At 67.3% G+C, this 14560-nt stretch carries 15 protein-coding genes and 1 pseudogene; 3 read left to right on the forward strand and 13 right to left on the reverse strand.

What is annotated here, in order from left to right; genetic code table 11:
- On the forward strand, positions 1–248 hold a 248-nt coding region (locus tag ABD346_RS37940; RefSeq protein WP_344380874.1), incomplete at its 5' end, for a DUF5915 domain-containing protein.
- Between the two features lie 229 nt (positions 249–477).
- Here ABD346_RS37940 and ABD346_RS37945 read toward each other — a convergent pair.
- The 3 genes and pseudogenes from ABD346_RS37945 to ABD346_RS37955 all read right to left on the reverse strand — a co-directional run bounded on the left by ABD346_RS37945 (position 478) and on the right by ABD346_RS37955 (position 2921).
- Complete coding sequence (locus tag ABD346_RS37945) at positions 478–735, reverse strand: hypothetical protein (protein WP_344380875.1); 258 nt, start codon at positions 733–735, stop codon at positions 478–480.
- Positions 705–1805 carry a recombinase family protein gene (locus tag ABD346_RS37950; RefSeq protein ID WP_344380876.1) on the reverse strand — a complete coding sequence of 367 codons (1101 nt, stop codon included), beginning with the start codon at positions 1803–1805 and terminating at the stop codon, positions 705–707. Before ABD346_RS37950 ends, ABD346_RS37945 begins: the two co-directional genes overlap by 31 nt.
- A gap of 32 nt (positions 1806–1837) precedes the next feature.
- A pseudogene (locus ABD346_RS37955) lies at positions 1838–2921 on the reverse strand (integrase core domain-containing protein).
- A gap of 393 nt (positions 2922–3314) precedes the next feature.
- On the opposite strand from ABD346_RS37955, the gene ABD346_RS37960 reads away from it, so the two are divergent.
- Positions 3315–4133, forward strand: a complete 819-nt coding sequence (locus ABD346_RS37960) for an SDR family NAD(P)-dependent oxidoreductase (RefSeq protein WP_344380877.1) — start codon at positions 3315–3317, stop codon at positions 4131–4133.
- Positions 4134–4214: 81 nt separating this feature from the next.
- Here ABD346_RS37960 and ABD346_RS37965 read toward each other — a convergent pair whose 3' ends face one another.
- The 3 genes from ABD346_RS37965 to ABD346_RS37975 all read right to left on the reverse strand — a co-directional run bounded on the left by ABD346_RS37965 (position 4215) and on the right by ABD346_RS37975 (position 6468).
- Entirely contained in the window at positions 4215–5372 is a 1158-nt protein-coding gene (locus ABD346_RS37965) for an MAB_1171c family putative transporter (protein WP_344380878.1), read from the reverse strand.
- Positions 5362–5883, reverse strand: coding sequence for a hypothetical protein (locus ABD346_RS37970; RefSeq protein ID WP_344380879.1), 522 nt, complete (start codon positions 5881–5883; stop codon positions 5362–5364). The genes ABD346_RS37965 and ABD346_RS37970 overlap by 11 nt, the downstream gene beginning before the upstream one ends.
- A 108-nt stretch (positions 5884–5991) precedes the next feature.
- Positions 5992–6468, reverse strand: coding sequence for a hypothetical protein (locus tag ABD346_RS37975; RefSeq protein ID WP_344380880.1), 477 nt, complete (start codon positions 6466–6468; stop codon positions 5992–5994).
- Between the two features lie 1460 nt (positions 6469–7928).
- Between ABD346_RS37975 and ABD346_RS37980 the strand changes: the two genes are divergently transcribed.
- Positions 7929–9074, forward strand: coding sequence for a helix-turn-helix transcriptional regulator (locus tag ABD346_RS37980; RefSeq protein ID WP_344380881.1), 1146 nt, complete (start codon positions 7929–7931; stop codon positions 9072–9074).
- On the opposite strand, the gene ABD346_RS37985 is transcribed toward ABD346_RS37980, so the two are convergent.
- From ABD346_RS37985 to ABD346_RS38015, 7 genes are all read right to left on the reverse strand, one after another.
- The gene (locus tag ABD346_RS37985; RefSeq protein WP_344380882.1) at positions 9055–9858 is read right to left on the reverse strand and encodes an alpha/beta fold hydrolase; all 804 of its coding nucleotides are present in this window, start codon (positions 9856–9858) and stop codon (positions 9055–9057) included. The genes ABD346_RS37980 and ABD346_RS37985 overlap by 20 nt on opposite strands.
- A 16-nt stretch (positions 9859–9874) precedes the next feature.
- Positions 9875–11107 carry an MFS transporter gene (locus tag ABD346_RS37990; protein WP_344380883.1) on the reverse strand — a complete coding sequence of 411 codons (1233 nt, stop codon included), beginning with the start codon at positions 11105–11107 and terminating at the stop codon, positions 9875–9877.
- A gap of 67 nt (positions 11108–11174) precedes the next feature.
- Entirely contained in the window at positions 11175–11996 is an 822-nt protein-coding gene (locus ABD346_RS37995) for a class I SAM-dependent methyltransferase (RefSeq protein WP_344380884.1), read from the reverse strand.
- A gap of 97 nt (positions 11997–12093) precedes the next feature.
- Positions 12094–12354: a phosphopantetheine-binding protein gene (locus tag ABD346_RS38000; RefSeq protein ID WP_344380885.1), complete on the reverse strand. Its 261-nt coding sequence runs from the start codon at positions 12352–12354 to the stop codon at positions 12094–12096.
- Entirely contained in the window at positions 12351–12773 is a 423-nt protein-coding gene (locus tag ABD346_RS38005) for a 4'-phosphopantetheinyl transferase superfamily protein (protein ID WP_344380886.1), read from the reverse strand. The genes ABD346_RS38000 and ABD346_RS38005 overlap by 4 nt, the downstream gene beginning before the upstream one ends.
- Positions 12754–13608, reverse strand: a complete 855-nt coding sequence (locus tag ABD346_RS38010) for an aminoacyl--tRNA ligase-related protein (protein WP_344380887.1) — start codon at positions 13606–13608, stop codon at positions 12754–12756. Before ABD346_RS38010 ends, ABD346_RS38005 begins: the two co-directional genes overlap by 20 nt.
- Positions 13605–14504, reverse strand: a complete 900-nt coding sequence (locus ABD346_RS38015; protein ID WP_344380888.1) for a diiron oxygenase — start codon at positions 14502–14504, stop codon at positions 13605–13607. Before ABD346_RS38015 ends, ABD346_RS38010 begins: the two co-directional genes overlap by 4 nt.
- Positions 14505–14560 lie beyond the last annotated feature (56 nt).

A 14560-nucleotide genomic window follows, 5' to 3' on the forward strand; every position in this document is an offset into this window, starting at 1 on the left:
TGGCCCGTGACGCGATCCGGCTGATCCAGGAGGCCCGCAAGAACAGCGGGCTCGATGTGGCCGACCGCATCGCGGTCCGCTGGCAGTCCACAAACCCCGAAGTCACCTCAGCCCTGACAACCCACGCGGACCTGATCGCGGACGAAGTCCTGGCCACCGACTACGCAACCGGCGAGGCCGACGCGGCATACGGCGAGCCTTTCACAGACGAACCCCTGTCCCTGACATTCCACCTCCGCAAGACGTAACAGCCCCGTTCTTGAGGCTGTGCATGTCGTGTTACACGGACGCTGCTGTGCTCTCGGGGCTGAGTGGCGTCGTGATCCGGCCTTCAAAGCTGACTGGGTTTTGAAGGCCAGCATGTGGGTGTCGGCCTAGAGCCTCACTGGATTGGGGGATGCCGGTCGCCGCCCAGCTTGAGTAGAGTGAGCGGCGTTACTGCCCGTGGGGTATCGGGCGCCGCATGAAGACCTTGGCTCATCGCGCGAGCGTGATTTCGCCGCTGACCAGCGGCGTGTGCCTATGGCCCGTGTTCCCCCTCGGACACTGGCTATACGCACATAGAAGAGCGGGTTGTGACTCAACGGTCACGATCCGCTCTTTTGCGTAGTAGGTCAGCTTGAGGCCGAGGGCTAGGTAGAGCTGCTGTTTGTCCTCGGGGGCGGCGGTTGCGAGGGCGGAGTGGATGGCGCCGAGCTGTTCGATCAGCTCGTGGATCTGGTCCTCGGTGAGCACGGTGCGCTGGGCCTGGTCGGTTTCGTTGAGCTGTCGTTGTGCGGCTGCTTTCTCGGTTTGGGTCTGGGTGATCCATCCGGTGATGAGTTCGGGGTCGGTGCCGCGGTCGAGGGCTGCGCGGTAGTGGGCGATGCGGCGGTCGCAGTCGGCGATGGTGATGCGGGCGACTTCAAGTGCGGGGCGGTGGTGAGGGTGGTTTCCTGACTGCGTTGGAGCTCGCGGAGGGCCCGGTCGAGCCGGGCAGGATCGAAGGACTGGGCGATCCATGCGTCGAGCCGGGGGAGTACGGCGTCCTCGCGGACGTAGATGGTCCGCGGGTGATCGAGGGCCGTGGTGTGGGCGTACTCGGCTGCGTAGCGGCAGCGGTAGTGGGGGTGGCCGTTGTTGAAGCTGCCCTGCATCTTGCGGCGGCAGATGGAACAGAGCATGCGCCCGCGCAGCACGTAGGGGTGCGTGGTGGTGCGCGGTGGCCGCGGGTGGTCGCGCTGCTGGTGCCGTGAGGTGCGCTGGGCCTGGGCGGCCTTGAAGTCGTCCAGGCTGACGAGTGGTTCATGGACGGGTTGCGCGGACCAGATCCACTGGTCGGGCTTGTTCCAGGACTGTTTGGTGCGGTGGCCGAGGGTGATGTCGTCGATGTCGAGCAGGACCTCGTCCTTGCGCTGTTTGTTCCACACCTCATGGCCGGTGTAGCGGGGGTTGGCGAGGATGGCGGCGACGGCGCTCTTGGACCAGGCGGGGCCGGTGCGGTGGGGGTTGCGGGCGCGGTCGTGGGCGGATGGGCAGGGGATGGCGTCGTGGGTGAGCCCGGTGGCGATGGCCAGGTAGCCCATGCCGTGCAGGTACTCGGCGAAGATCCGCTGTACGACGGCTGCCGCGACGGGGTGGTCGGGTACGAGTCGGTGCAGGCGTTTGCCGTCGGCGGCTTTGGCGGGGTTGGGGTGCGGGCCCGCGTCCTCCAGTGTGTAGCCGTAGGGCGGGCGTCCGCCGAGGAAGCGGCCTTCGAGCTGGGCCTGGGAGGCCATGGCGGTGCGCACCCGGATCTTGATGCGGTTGCGCTCACCTTTGCTCATGCCTGTGCCGTTCGGAAACTGGTCGCTGCTGGTCAGGCCGCGTATCTGTACTCGTTGATTACGCCGCCCAGAACTCGGGTGTGCAGGAGCCGGTGAGCGGTCGGGTTGGTGACGGGCACTGGGTGCTCCTGGGCGAGGGGAGGTAGCTGTTTCCGGGACTGGTGTGGGCGATGACGGTTGTAGTGGCGGGCGTAGGCGTCGAGGACCTGCCGGGTGTGGGTCTCGTTCCAGATCAGCAGGTGGTCGAGGACTTCGCGCCGCAGGGTTGCGATGACCCGTTCGCAGTGGGCGTTCGCCCGCGGAGCACGGGGTGGCGTTTTGATGACTTCCGTGTCCTCGGCCTCGAAGACCGCGTCGAAGGACGCGGTGTACTTCGCGTCCCGGTCGCGGAGCAGGAAGCGCAGTGAATCGAGCCGGACGCCCAACTCGGCGGCGAGGTTTCTCGCCTGTTGTACCGCCCAGGGACCCGTCGGATGGGCGGTCACCCCGGCGATGTGCAGTCGGCGTGTGCCGTGCTCGAGGAACACCAGCGCGTATACCCGGCGCAGGTCGGCCAGATCGATGTGCACGAAGTCGCAGGCGATGACGCCCTCGGCCTGCGCGGTCAGGAACTCACGCCACGTCGGCCCGCCGCGGCGCGGGGCCGGATCGATGACCGCCGCCGTCAGGATCTCCCAGACCGTCGTCGTGCCCATCGGATGCCCGAGGCGGACCAGTTCACCCTGGAGCCGACGGCAGCCCCAGCGCGGATTCTCCTTGGCCAGCCGCAGCACCAGCCTCTTCAGCGCGCGCGGTCCGCGGCCTGCCGGGCCTGCCCCGTCGCTTGCTGTAGTCCCACTTCCGGGCGATCAGCCTGCGGTGCCACGCGAGCAGGGTCCCGGGCGTCACCGGAAATACCTTCGCCCACCGGCTCCGGGGGATCAGCGAGGACAGTGCCGCGAACCACGGCCGGTCCGCCGGTTCGTACCGTACCGGCGCGGTGAGTTGCCTGCGCAGCACCGCGTTCTCATGCCGCAGCACCAGCAGTTCGGCGTCTTTGGCCGAGTCCCGGCGCAGCAGCATCGCCGGGACCGAGAGCAGTTTCCGCGCCACCTGATACAGCAGTGAGACGATCACCCGGACAGGGTTCCAGCAGGCCGCGACGGCGCGCCAGACCCACTCCGAGCAGCATCGATGAGTTTCCGAACGGCACAGGGTGAGGCCTGGGTTGGATCTGTGCTGACGAGGAGGGCCGACGCCGGAATTGAACGGACCCACAGGAGGCACAGCCTGACAGGCCCCATGACCGCGAAGTTCAGGACAGCGTTTGGCCGAGCCGCTCACAGGCGGCCATGGCCGCTCGCCCCTGTCTTCATCGGTCGCGCCTCGGGAGTGTTCAAGCCATCGTCAATTCCAGTCAGTAGCACAACCAGCCATCCACCTGCACCAACATGCGCGCCGGTCAGCCGAATTCGACGGCCTTGCGTAGGATCTTGTCCCATGTTTTCCGAGTTGCGAGGAGATAAGTCCATGGAAGGTGAGCGAGTTTTCATCGTTACCGGCGGGGGATCCGGTATCGGTGCTGAGACCGCCCGGTTGCTGCGTGCCGGCGGGAACCATGTCGTCATCTCCGGACGGAGGCCGGAGCCGCTGCACCAAGTCGCCTCCGAGACCGGGGCCTTGGCCCACCCCAGCGATGTCACAGACCCTGACGCTGTCCAGCACTTGGTCGAAACCACGGTGGCCACCTACGGCCGGCTGGACGGCCTGGTCCTGAACGCGGGCGTCGGACGTGGCGGGGCAGTGGGGGACCTGTCGGACGAGACATGGGAGCTGGTACTTGAGACCAACCTGACGGGTCCCTTCCGACTGCTGCGGGCCGCACTCCCGCACTTGCTCAAGGTCCGTGGCGCGGTTGTCGCGGTGGCCTCGGTGTCCGCGCTCCGCAACGGGCCCGGCAACGCCGCCTATGCCACATCCAAGGCCGCCCTGCTCCAGTTGTGCCGGTCGCTGGCGGTCGACTACGGCCGTGCAGGTCTGCGAGCCAACACCGTGTGTCCCAGCTGGGTACGCACCGAGATGGCCGACCGTCGCATGGCGCGCTTCGCCGCGGAGTCAGGACGCCAGGGTGGGGGAGTCGACGCCGCGTACGAGGAAGCTACCTTGCTGGTTCCAGCGGGACGCCCGGGCGAGCCCCGCGAGGTCGCCGAGGCCATCACCTGGCTGCTCTCACCCGCCGCGTCGTTCGTCAATGGGGCGGTACTCACGGTGGACGGTGGGGTGACGGCGCTCGACCCTGGTACTGCAGCGTTCGACTTTCATCTTGAGCCCCGAGCTGGAAGTCGCTGAGATTCCTGCCTTGTGCTACGGGGGCCGGGACGGGCTCTTGCCTGCTGAACATCGGAGACACGCCGGGAGCGGCGCCTGTGTTCATCTGGTCGTGAAGCTGTGGACGGCTGTCGAGTCGTAGGCTCGTGCCAGCTCCAGCAGGAACACCTTCTCGCTCGCGAGATCCCCGCTGCCACCGATGAACAGATTGGTTTGGTGGGGCCGCGGGAACGTCCCTTTGATCTTTGCTTGTTGGGCGTCTCTGATAACGCATGCCAGCACCGCTGCATCCACGTTCGAGACCGGAGTACCCGCTTCGGCCAGGTGGCTCCGTGCCCTGCTGAGGACACCGGGTGTCATGTAGTCGCTGAGGACCAGGATCGCATCGCGGGCCTCAATGACCTTGCGGTACACGATCAGTTTGCGAGGCACTCCGGGCCAGAGAAGGTCGCGTACGCGAGTACGGGGGCTGGTCAGAGCAACGTGCGGCACGGACTTCACCAGGTCGCGCCACAGAGGCCACAGATTCCAGGCAGTTTTGATGTCCGATACGGCACCTTGTACTGCCAGCAATAAGGGAGTGAGGATGGCCGCTGCCCGCAACAGGCCGTGCACACCCATGAGTAGTGGCATGTACGGCAGCGGCCAGTTGGATCCCATGGTGAGATGCATCAGCAGTGCGATCCAGTAGAGGCCGGCGAAGCCTGTGCCCAGGGCGAACAGCCGCAGACTCGCAGCGAGCAGCGGAGTTTTTGCGCGCCCACCGTACTGCCAACACACATGGACACACAGCGTGTTGGTGACGAGGTGGGTTGATATCAGAATGAGCCAATAGGCAAGTGAGGGGAGGGGGGAGGAGGTATCAGGGATTCCGGGCTGTGGGCCATGGTCCGCAACTATGGTCAACATTAGGAGGGTCGGAGTCACGGAGAAAGTGGTGAGCCACAACACCGCCGTCAGCAGACGGCTGCTGGTGGTAGAGGACGCAATGAAGTAGAGAACGGCATCCGCGGATATGACGCCGAGAAGGTTCTTCGCCAACGGGATGCAGTGGGGCAAGATGCCATGGTGAAGGGCGAAGGCGGTCAGAGACGGCAGGTTCAGTAGCATCGCCAATGCTGCGGAGGCAGTTGCGAGCCAGATGCCGCGCTGCTGTTGACAGCGGACTGCGGCGGGTGCGCGGAGAAGTACGGCCACGCACAGGACAATGACGCTGGGTTCGCTCAGCCACTTTCCGAGATATTCGAGCTCAGCCGTCATGTCGGCCACTCACGCCCAATGCCGCTTCCAGCCGTCCAAGAGTGTCGCCTGGTTGCGTCCCTCCGGGCTGTTCCGCGCTCATGCGTATCAAGCTGGCCAGCATCTCGGCTTCCCGCTCCTGGCGTGTACCGTAGTTTGTGCGTGCGAGCAGACGCTGAATCAATCGCGGATCGAGATCGGGAAGCAGCATGTTGCGGTCTGCGTCGTTCTCGATACTGACTGTCTGATGGCCAAAGAGAAGATGGCCGACTTCGTGCAGGATGATGTGCTCTTGATGGAGCCGAGCCGTTCGCTGTTCGTAAAAGATGTGGTCATCGGTCGCAGTTTCGAGCAGCAGGCCGCAGGCTCCCGAAATGGCCGCGTTTGGTGGCAACGGGTGAAGGTACAGGGATCTCCCGCGCAGGTCTGCCAGATGGTGCAGGAGCGCCGGCATGGAGAATGGGTAGGGAAGACTGAACTGTTTCAGCTTTGATTGGCAGCGTCGACGCAGGGCGAAGTGTCCGTACGGCATGATTAATTCCGTTACGCTCCTTCTCGGGCAGCGGCGGTAGGCGTGCAGGCGAATGCCAACTGGACTGCATTTCATGAGCCCTGGAATTCGTTGGCGACATTCGATGTCCTAACCATTCGCCCCGCTTCGCCCTTCACGGTCATGCGTATCCGTCAGGTTCTGCACCTGGCGCGCGGCGTTCACCATGGCAAGTAGGGCGTCGAGACTGGCAGGGGAGAGCCCTTCAGCCCGGAGTGCGATATTGCGGATCCTCGTATCGCGCAAGGCTGCGGCCAGCGCCAGCTGATCACTGACGCGTTTGGCCACCTCGTCATTGAGGAAGTATTCCGGCGGAACGCCAAAGTACTCGGCGAGCACTCCCAACTGCTGCAGAGTTACGTTGCGCTTTTTGCCGGTAGCAAGCTCCCACAGGTACGTACCCGAGATCGAGCCTCCCGTCGTCGCGCGTATGTCCTCAGCCAGCTTCGCGTAGCCAGGGCGTTTGCGCTCGTCCGGATAGATGGTGGCAATCAGCGTCTGGAGTCGCTCATCGAGCTGGTTCAGCAGGCGTCGACTCGGCTCATGGGGTGCTGATCTGCTGCTCATGCATCGTCCTTAGCTGGAGAAATCGTGCACTTGAGGCGCTATCGAACATCTGGAAGCGCTTCCCTATTACTGCCACGATCAACCTCACCTGGCAAGCGGCCATTTGATCTCGCTGACGATGACAAGATCTCGCCCCCGCTGGCGTGAATACGTCTGGATGTGATCAAGCCAGTCCCGGCTCCGAGGTGCAGATGTGCGGGGCGTGCGAGTGAGCTCCTCGTGCCTGCATTGTCCCCGAAACGCCAGGTGGAGAAGGTGAGGTGGAGCAAGGGAGGCCGACTGTTTCACGACAAGTTCTACCGTCCGCTGAAGTTGATGCGTTGACATGACATCGACCGCTGACCTAGCGTCGCCGATTGGTGGAACCTTGAATATCAGACAGTTCGTAGCTGACTAGTGAGATAAGGCAGGAACCGATGACTTCGTGCACACCGCGAGAGGTCCTGGTCCCTGTTCCTCGGTCAGATGAGTAAATGTCAGGTCGAACGCGGTCCGTCATGGCGTGCGGCAGACGCCGGAGCCCTTTGGACTCAGTCAAGTTGAGGCCGTCGCGCCAGGCTGATCCGGTTTAGTCGCAGTGCCTTACGGGCAGTGTGCGTTGCGTCGGAAACGGGGGACCTTTGCGCTGCTATCGTCGAAAGGGAACTGATCTGCCATCCTGTGCACCAGCACACGGGGAAATGGCAAATCAGGTGCCTGTTTCCCAGCGCGACGAGGATGTCGTGGGTTCAAGGCGCCGTTTCGCTGCCGTCGGCCGACAGCCCGGTGACATGCCGTCGTGTGCGATGTGTTGAGCGCCTTGCGTGCGGCTGGCCCGGGGCCGCGAGGAAGGCTCGGTGGCACCCCGAGGCCACTGTCCTCCTCGCCGAGCTCAGTCTCTCGGCCAAAGTCGCCGGCTCGTCACCTTGGTCAAGTCCGGTTGATGACAAGGTTCTTTCACGAGCCATCGTGAGCTGCAGAACGCAGCAGAGCGAGTCCCCCCGCCGCCGAGTATCCGAGTGGCTGTCCCCCCACCGTCGGCCCTGCCCTCCCGCCGCCTCAACACAGTGACTGTCATGTCCTCTTGAGTGAGAGCGCACAGTGCCGTCCGCTCTCCGCCGAGCAGCTCCCCCAGTCGAGGAGCGCCCCACAGCCCTTCTTCCATTCGGAGCCGTGATGCTGAAGTTTCAGATTCTTGGAATGACGGAGATCCAGTCCGTGGAGTGCACAGTCCGCCCCGAAAGAACCCTTCAACGTGCGTTGCCGGCCACGATCCTGGTCAGCGGGCGACGTCTGGTGCCGACGAAGACGATCGTTGATCAGGCATGGGGGAGCGAGTTCCCCGACGGCGCGGAAAATGCTGCGGAGGCCGCCAGGCCGCCCCTTGGTGCCCGACCCGCCGTCCGCACCCGCGATGTCGGCGTGATCGCTACCGCACCCTGCCCCGTACAGCGTCCAGAGCACCGAAGTGAGATCCGCCCATGAGCCTCGATGGGAAGTTCGCCGCCGACGTCTACGCCTGGATCCTGCAGCAGCCCTCGGCCACGGCGGAGGACGTTCAGAAGCAGTTCGATGTCCCGCGCTACCAGGCCGAGCGCATCCTGTGGCAGCTGGCCGAGCTGCGGCTGGTCTCCAACCCGGAGGAGGGGCCGGTCGTCGGCACCGGCCCGAGCCGGGCGCACGCGGAGCTGATCGAGCCAATGGAGCGGGAGATCTGCGAACGGCGGCTCGCACTCTCCGAGTTCCAGGCACGGCTCAAGCACTTCGGAGACGTCTTCGACATGGTGCAGCGCTCCGGGCTGCGGCACGAGTCCAGCGGCGGCGCGGTGACCCTGCGGGGTGGGGATGAGCTGCGCCACCGGCTGGCCGAGGCCGCAGCGCGCTGCGAGGGCGAGGCGCTGCTGATGCTCTCCGGCGACGGCGCCCTGGGCGAGGTCGTGGAGGCTTGCCCGCTGGGACTGGTCGGACCCGTCCTGGGCACGCTGCTGCGCCGCGGGGCCGCGGTGCGGGTGGTCGCGCCGCACACCCTGCGGGCCCACCCGAGGGCGCGGGCCCAGCTCGGCGGCGTCGCGGCCGACGGGGCGCTTGTGCGCACCGCGCCCGCCCCGCCGGAGAAGCTGCTGCTGTTCGACCGGTCCGTGGCCTTCGTCTTTCCCCCCGCCGGAGAGCCGACGGCGACCCTGGTCCAGGACTCCGCGATGGTGGCGGTCCTGGACCGGGTGTACGACAGCACCTGGGAGTCCGGTGTCGAGTTGGCGGACGGCACGGTCGGCTACGGCGAGGCCTTCGGCGCCGTCCAGGACGCCATCCTGGAGCTCCTCGCGACCGGCCGGAAGGACGAGGTCATCGCCCGTCGGCTGGGTATGTCAGAGCGGACGTTCCGACGCCATGTCGCCGCGCTGATGGACCAACTCGGGGTGTGCAGCCGCTTCCAGGCAGGGGTGCTGGCGGCACAGACCGGGCTGGTGCCGGACCTGCACGGCGCGCCCGGCGGGCACCGGACGCCGCCGCCCTCGCTGTTGCCCGGCCCGCGGCGGCTCGGCACGCCCCAAGGGGCCGCGGCGCTCCCGGAGCGGGCCGACGCAGGCCCGGCGGGCCCAGCGGGCGCTATGCAAGGAATGCGTTGATGGTCTTGAGCAACTCCTCCGGCACCTCGATCGCTGCCGCGTGCCCGGAGTCCAGCTCGACGTAGTCGGCGCCGGGGATCGCTGCCCGGAACTCCCGCGCATACCGTACGGGGACGAGCTGGTCGTGGGTCATCCCGAGCACGAGGGTGGGCGCCTCGATCTTCGTCACGTGCTCGGTGATGTCCACCCGGCTGACGAAGTCGACGAGTTCCACCATGCCCTGGGTGGGCGCCAGCCCGGAGCGCAGCCGCAGCCGCTCGACCGGGCTCATGGAGTCCAGGAAACGGTCGGAGAGGACGTGCAGGAGCGTGTACTCGGCGAAGGCGTTGGCGTCCAGCTCGGCGAGCTTGCGCCAGGTCCGTACGAGCAGCCGCTGCCAGGGGTGGCGGTAGTGCAGGAAGCCGCCGAGGAGCACCATTCGGCGGACCAGCTCTGGCGCCCGGGCGGCTGCGGCCGCGGCCACCACGGCGCCGGTGGAGATCCCGAAGAGGTCCGCCGGGCCCTTTCCGGAGGCCCGGATCACGCCCAGCACCTGGTCGGCCAGGAGGTCCACGTCAACCTTGCCGTCCTCGGGGAGCGGGGTCAGGTCACTGCCCGAGTAGCCGGGCACGAGCACCGGCCGGTCCGGAGTGAAGGCCTCCAGCAGCCCGGCGAAGCTGGTCTCCGGGTGCCCGGTGCCGCCGTGCACGAGGGCGATCGGTGGCACGGCCCCGGCGCTCGGGCCGTCTTCGTAGTAGCCCACCGGTATCCCGGCGACGTCGACGCTGCGTTTTGTCAAGCTCACGTGATTCCCCGTTCTTTCAAGACTCGTTGGGTGCGCCGCGGGTGGGGAGCAGCCAGGTGAGGAGCGCTGCCCCTGCGGCGAAGCCTGCGGCAACCGGCAGCACCAGGGCCGCGGAGCGGGTGAGGAGGAGAGCGCCGAGGGCGCTGGAGAGGAAGTTGCCGAGATAGGCGGCGGACGTGTTCAGCGAGGCGACCAGCGGCGCACCGCCGGGCGGGGCCTGGCCGATGATCCGGTGCTGCTGCGGCCCGATGACCGAGTACGAGACGACGCCGCTGAGCGCCATCGCGACCACGACGAGGGGGAAGGTCTCCCGGACGGCCATCATCAGCACGCAAACCACGGCGATGCCGACCGTGGCGCCGATCACCACTCGTCGCGGGTCGTAGCGGTCCGCCAGGGCCCCGGCGCCCAAGTTGCCGCCGGTGGCGGCGATACCGAAGACCAGCAGCAGTAGCGCGAGCCGGGACTGCGGGTCGCCGCCCAGGGCCGGCTCGAAGACCGCGCTCATGTAAGTGAAGGGCAGGAAGACCCCGACGAAGGCGACCAGGGTGACCACCAGGATCCGTAGCACCTGCCCGTCGGCCAGCGGCGCGATCCGCTGCCGCAGCGTCGCGCCCGCGTCCAGTTGCACCGGCGGCAGCAGCACGGCGAGCACGGCCGCCACGGCGGCGCCGACCGCGGCCACGAACCAGATCGCAGCCTGCCAGCCCCAGGCGCCGCCGATCAGGGTGCCCAGCGGCGCACCCAGCACGAGCGCGAGCGTCGCCCCGGCGGTCACCATGGCGATCGCCCGGCCCCGCCGTGCCTCCCCTGCCAGATGCGAGGCGGTGGCCACCGCGCTCGCCATGTACAGCGCCGCCCCGGCCCCGGCCAGCACGCGGGAGCCGAGTACAAGGCCGTAGGCGTGCGCCGATGCGGTCACCGCGTTGCCGACGGCCAGGAGCGCCACCCCTGCCACCAGCACCCGGCGCCGGGGTAACTTTCCGGTGATCGCCGCGAGCACCGGCCCCAACAGCGCGTACGCCAGGGAGAAAACACTGACCAGCTGGCCGGCCGCGCCGGTGCTGACGTGCAGCGTGCTGCGGATCTCGGGGAGCAGGCCGACGATGATGAAGCCGTCGGTGCCGACCACGAACGCCCCGAGCGAGAGCATTGCGGTCCGTGCGCGCCAGGGCAGCGCCGGCGGCGTCTCGCTCTGCTCCTCTGCCGAGCGGGTCTGGGCGTCTGCGGCTGTGTCGTTGTCCGCCACGGCGGTACGACCTCCAAAGTGGTGGGTGCAGTGGTTGGAGGTATTTCTACCTCCTCCAGCAGGTCGGCTACGCCCAAGTGACGGCGCTGAGCAGCCAGTTGCGTGGGACGCCGCGCACCTCACGGGCGGTGACCGGATACGGCCAGCGGCCCTCCCCGGCTCCCGGCTCGCCGGGCTGCCGCAGGTCCTCCACGCTCCAGCCGTGCCCGGCCAGGAACTTCTCCGGCTCGTCGGTACCGAACTGCCAGGGCGTGCCGTCCTCGCGCAGCGTGCGCAGGAAGGGCTGGGTGAGCGGGTGCCGCAGCAGGGTGGCGCTGGTCATGTCGACGACCAGCCGACTGCCCGCCGGGGCGGCGCCGGCCACCGTCTCCAAGAGCCCCCCGACCTGCTGCTCAGTGAGGAAGAAGACCAGTCCCTCGGCGACCCACAGGGTGGGCCGTGCGGGGTCGAAGCCGGCCGCGGCCAGCGCGGTGGGCCAGTCTCCGGCCAGGTCGGCCCGGACCGGCACGGTCGGCACTTTCGGCTCCGCGCCGAGCGCCGCCAGTCGGGCCTCCTTCTCGTCGATCAGCGCGCCGTGGTCGACCTCGTAGACGATGGCGTCCGCGGGCCACTCCAGACGGTGGGTGCGCACGTCCATGCCGCCCGCCAGCTGCACCACTTGGCGATGGCCGGTATCGGCCAACAGCCGGGTGAGGGCGTCGTCCATGTACCGGGTGCGGACGGCGATGAAGTCGCTCACCGCGGCGCCCTGGTAGCGCTCAAGGAGCTCGAAGCCGCGGGGCTCGGCGAGCGCCCGGGCGAACGGGTCGCGGAACAGGCCGTCCGCGCGTTCGGTCTCCAGCGCACGGGCGGCCGCGGTCCACTGGGCGGTATAGGAAATGTCGTCCATGAATTCTCTTTCTCGTCCGGGGTGAAGTCGGTGTGGTTCTCGTGCTCGGCGAGACTCCACTCCTCGGCGCAGTGGTCGGATCGGTGGGAATGGCTGGTCAATGGGGAAGAAATCGCTTCTCGATGGCGGCCAGGGTTCGGACGTCGGCGAGGTCGAGGTTGTCCATATCGATCTCCTGGCCGCTGGTCTCCGCGATGAGGAAGACGAATTCGACGAAGGAGAGCGAGTCGACCAGGCGGTTCTCTATGAGGTCCTCGTCCGGGGCGATATCGGTGCGGTTCTCGTGCTTGGCGAGAATCCACTGCTCGATGACGCCGATGCCCTGTGCGGTCGTTTCCTGTGCGATCTGTTCGGTCATTGGGAATACCCTTCTGCGGTGTGGACAGCCGCTGCGACCGCGACGGCGTATCCGCCGTCGTGGGCCAGGCTGACGGATATCTCGGAATCCAGCCGGGCGGCCCCGGCCAACTGCGCGGCCGCCCCCCGAAGATGAACCTCCGGCCAACTGCCGGGGCCGCTCGCCACCTCGATGGAGCGCCAGGGGACCGGCCGGTCGCGTACGTGGAACAGCTTGAAGACCGCCTCCTTGACGGCGAGCACCCCGGCCACGGCGCTCGCGTCCAGGCGGCCCTGCCGGGTGCAGCCCGCAAGCTCCCCGGGGCCGAGCATGCGCTCCAGCACCGGCCGCCGCTGCGGCGCCAGCAGTTCCTCGGCCCGCGAGAGCAGCACGAGGTCCACCGCGACCCGGGGGGCCGGGCTAAGCGGGGCCGAGCTCATGGAGCACCTGCTCGACGGTCGTACGGGCCTTGTCGGCGCTGCCGTGGCGGTCGATCAGCACGGCAAGCCAGCGCTCCAGCCCGAAGGCGACGCAGCCGGTGAACGCGGTCGTGCGCTCCTCGCCGTAGCTGATCCGGCAGCGTTCGCCGAAGAAGTTGCGGTGGGTGTTGACCGAGGCGATCGCGAGGCCGTCGACCTGGAACTCGTACTTGACCGGCGCCATCCGCTGCAGCAGGGCGCGCGCCCCGCCCTGGAAGAACGGGTCGGTGGCCGCCTCCACCACCACCTCCAGACCGAGCAGCCCGAGGAGGGCCTCGATCCGCTCCCGGTAGCGGGCGATCACCTCCTGGGTGTGCTCGAAGGTGCCGACCGCGACGATCTCCCGCATCTGGAAACTGAGCAGTCGGCGAAGCCCGTCGAAGTGGTCCTCTCGGCGGAAGCACCGGTTGACCAGGGTCACCAAGGTGTCCGGGGCTACCTGCCGGTCCTGCAGGTAGCGGTAGACGGCGAAGCAGGTCGCATGCGAGAGGCCGAGACTCGGCGCGGCCAGCTGATCCGGCGCGAAGCGGCCCTCAACCGGTCCGTTGCCCGGGGTCTGGAGCCCCCCGACGACCAGCGCGAGCTGCGGGAAGTTGACGTACACGTCCAGATCCGCCAGCTGCTGCACCGGGTAGAGAGGCGGCGCGGAGATCTCCATGGCTCCCTCCGCCGCCCCCCAGTCGCGGAAGGCGTCGTCCAGCAGCCGCAGCAGGGCGGTCTCCTTGGGGCCGAGGAGGGCCAGGCCCCCGGCGATGCGGCTGCCGCCGACTGCGGACTCGGCCGCCTCGGCGGTCACTTCGCCGCCCCTTCGCCGACCGGCCCGTCCTGGATCAGGCCGGTCCGGGTCAGATAGGGCAGCGTCTTGCGGTAGACCTGCGCCTCGAACTCGCGTCGCCGCGGCCCCTCCAGGAGCCGCCGCCGGATCTCCAGCGGCTTGTCCAAGCCGGCGTCCCGGTAGACCTGCGGGTTGTAGAGCGTCTCGAAGCTGTAGGTGAGATACCGCTTCAGATAGTCACTGACTGCCGTCAGCTCCTGCGGAGTGGCCCGCGCACGGAAGGCCTCGAAGAGCACCTTGACCAGCTCCCGGCCGAAGGCGATGTGCCGGGATTCGTCCTGGTGGTGGATGCGGTTGATGTGGCGGATGGTCTCGTTCAGCCGGTCGTCGTCGGCCATCCGGAGGTTGAAGTGGTCGACCAGCTCCTCGAAGATCAGGATCCGGGCGAAGACCAGCAGGCTGGCCGCATTTCCTGGAGGTACGGTCTCGGCGCCGCCGCGTAGCTGCTTGTAGATCTTCTTCCCGTAGCGCTGGCAGAACTCGGCGAAGAACCACATGTGTTCGTTCTCCTCACCGATGAAGTGGTGGAAGAACTCCGAGGGCCGGGCGAAGTCGTCGGTGTGGATGCGCTGGGTGACCTCGATCAGGAGCTCGCGGATGCCGTGCACGTTGAGGCTGTAGAAATTCACGCTCTCGAACTTGGAGAGCCGCAGGAGCTCTTCCTCGGTGAGTTCCTCGGCGATCTCCGTGCCGTATGTGGTCGTCAGCTCGGGGCTCATCCACCACATGTTTTCCGGCAGTGCGTCCGGCCACTCGAACATCTGGTACGGGTTGTAGTAGTCCTCGATCGACTTGCTGCTCAACCGGTCGAGGATTTCGATCAGCCGCGGGTTCTCGGCTATCAGGGTGTCCGCCATGGACGTGTCCCCCCTGGGATGGTTGTGGAGTGGTGGGTGTGGTGTCTCGTGGTGTG

Origin of the sequence: Streptomyces mauvecolor (assembly GCF_039532965.1) — a bacterium.
Classification (GTDB): Bacteria; Actinomycetota; Actinomycetes; order Streptomycetales; family Streptomycetaceae; genus Streptomyces; species Streptomyces violascens.